The 2,992-nt window shown below is 55.1% G+C and carries 2 protein-coding genes; both read left to right on the forward strand.

The window, feature by feature from the left end:
• Positions 1-1,033: GNAT family N-acetyltransferase (locus RT018_RS09275; RefSeq protein WP_312941296.1), on the forward strand; the 1,033-nt coding region annotated here is incomplete at its 5' end.
• 276 nt (positions 1,034-1,309) lie between these two features.
• A complete protein-coding gene (locus tag RT018_RS09280; RefSeq protein WP_312941297.1) occupies positions 1,310-2,728 on the forward strand; it encodes a spore germination protein in 1,419 nt (472 codons plus the stop codon).
• Positions 2,729-2,992 lie beyond the last annotated feature (264 nt).

The following is a 2,992-nucleotide window of genomic DNA, read 5'->3' on the forward strand; positions in this document are numbered from 1 at the left end:
TCTGTACAAGGCGGAGGATTTGCAAAACTTTGCCGGACGGCGGTATTCCGGGCAGCGCAACCATATCAAAAAGTTTTACGCCGCTTGCCCCGACGCAGAGTTTAAGCCCCTGACCGCAGAAGAAATGCCGCTTGTAAACCGATTTTGGGAGGATTACGGGCAGGAGTTTGCTAAGGCGGATGATCCCAGAGCTGTGACGGAATTAGAGCTGGCAAAGCACACGGTGGGGCAGTTGGATAAGCCGTGGTTTTTCTGTGGGGGAATGATGAGCGGAGGAAAACTTCTTTCTCTGGCGCTTGCGGAGCGATGTGGCGACACCCTGATTATCCACATTGAAAAGGCCCTGTATTCCTATGCGGGGGTCTATCCCGCCATGGTGCAGGCCTTTGCGCGGCACTTTGCCGGGGACGCCGTCTGGCTCAACCGAGAGGACGACGCCGCCGACAGAGGGCTAAGGACCTCGAAGCTGCAATACGGACCGGACCATCTGGCGCCCAAGTATCACTTTGCCCCCCAAAATGAGCTGCTATGCCATGTAAAGACCCTTCCAGAGCTGACCACGGAGCGGCTGACTCTTTCCGCGCTGACGGAGGAGGACATTCCCGCCTACAACGCGCTGGTGCTGGATGGAGAGCGGAACCGGTGGTGGGGTTATGACGACGTGGCAGGTCTTGGCGGCCCGGTGGAGGAGCGTAGCTTTTACGAAGTGGCAAAGCGGGACTACCGCAACTGCGCGGCGGTGAATTTTGCCATTCGTCTGGAGGGAAGACTCATCGGCGAAGCGGTGCTTTACCACTTCAATTACCGGGGCGATGCGGAACTTGGCTGCCGCATTGCCGGAGAGTACGGCGGTCACGGTTATGGTACAGAAGCCTTTACGGCCGCCGCAGAGTGGGGGTTGTACGGAGTTCATCTGACGCGGGTGGTGGCCAAGTGTTTCAAGGAGAATGAAGCGTCCCGAAAGATGCTTGCCTCCTGTATGCGGCCTGCAGGCGAGGATGAGATATATTACTATTTCGAAAAAAAGGTATAAGCTTTTAAAATTTTCTGCGGCTGAATTTTTAAAGAGATTAAAAAGCCCTCTGGCTTGATTTTTTGAAAGATTAGTTCATCGCATCCGGGCAATGTGAAGCAAGAGGCTGAGGAATGCGATTCCTCAGCCTCTTGAATCTTTCTTTTCTCTTGGGTGCACATTCATAAAACGAGGAGCAAAAGGAAAGAGACGAAGATCCTGTGTTTTGAATTTGCCCGAATTTTACATAACTTCTCTTCCCAAAATCCATACTAGACCCCAAAAGGGAGGTGCGGTATGGAACAGCTTTCAACCCGCTATGACGACAACGTCCTCCGCTTGGATGAGCTGCTTGGCGCGGGGCGCAACTGCGATATGGTGACGCGGGATTTTGTCATCGGAGGGCGCAGAGCCCGCATCTGGGTGATCGACGGATACGGCGAGGACACGATTTTAGAGAGGATGGGGGCCTTTTGGCTGTCGCTGCGTCTGGAGCAGGTGAGGGCGCTCACGAAGATGCAGGAATTTGCCGATCGGTTCATCACCTTCTCCGAGACAAATGTGACGGGGGATTTGGAGGACATTTGCACCTCCGTTCTGCTGGGGAAAACTCTATTTCTGATGGAGGGCCTTACCGGCGGGGCGCTGATGGACGCGAAGGGCTATCCCTCCCGGGGCGTGGATGAGCCTGCGGATGGAAAGGTATTGCGGGGCGCCCACGACGGCTTTGTGGAAGCCGTGGTGCCCAATATGGCGCTGCTGCGCCGCCGCATCCGGGACCCCCAGCTAACCATGGAGAGCCACAAGGTCGGAGGGCGGAGCCGGACGGACGTGGTGCTGTGCTACATGGAGGACCGGGTGGACCGAAAGGTGCTGGAACAGGTTCGGGAAAAGCTGGCCGGGGTGGACGTCCACTCCCTTTCCATGGGACAGGAAAGTCTGGCGGAGGCGATCCGCCCCAAACAGTGGTACAACCCGTTTCCCAAAATAAGGTATACTGAGCGACCCGACACCGCGGCGGCCACGGTGATGGAGGGGAGCGTGGTGGTGCTGGTGGACAACACACCAGCGGCCATGCTGTTACCCACCACGATTTTCGGATTCTCACAGGAGGCCAACGATTTTTATTTTCCACCTCTGGTGGGAACCTATTTGCGGCTGCTTAGAATGTCGGTGATGCTACTGAGCCTGTTCATCACGCCCACATGGTATCTGTTGGTCAGCCAACCCAACCGTCTGCCAGACTGGCTGATATTTCTGGCAAAACCGGAACCCAGCGCCCTGCCACTGCTGGCGCAGCTTCTGGTGGTGGAATTTTTGATTGACCTGTTAAAGCTGGCTTGCCTAAACACGCCCAGCGCATTGTCCAACTCCTTCTCTATGCTGGGCGCGTTGATCTTCGGAGATTTCGCGGTTCAAGCCGGGTGGCTTACGCCGGAGGTGCTGGTGTATATGGCGGTGGTGTCCATCTCCGGGTTTGCCCAGCCCAGCTTTGAGTTGGGCTATGCGGTGAAGCTGCTACGGATGCTGCTTTTGATTCTCTCCGCCATCTTTGATTTGTGGGGGCTGGTGGGCGGAATCCTGCTGATTCTCTGGCTGGTGGCCACCAACAAGACAGTGGTGGGACCGGGCTATCTGTATCCGCTGATTCCCTTCAACGGAAAGGCGTTGAAACGGCTGATCATCCGCGAGCCTATCGGACGGGACAATACCTGAAAATGGCGGCTTTGGCGTCCTGATAGGATACAAAGCCGCCTAACTCTTGCAAAAAGAAGAAATTTATGGTATTGTAACTTTCTGAGCCGGAAATCAAAGTGGGTTTAGTATATGCAGGAAGGGGGAGTTATGGATCAAAAAAAAGAGCGGCGGAGAACGGAACGCCGATATTTAAAAATGGCTCTGAACAAGGAGTTGCGGGAGCACAGAAGTTCTTTTCTCGTGTTCTATTTTCTGCGGGCACTTGTGATTCTGGCTCTGGCT

This window comes from Oscillibacter sp. (genome assembly GCF_032060045.1).
Classification (GTDB): domain Bacteria; phylum Bacillota; class Clostridia; order Oscillospirales; family Oscillospiraceae; genus Oscillibacter.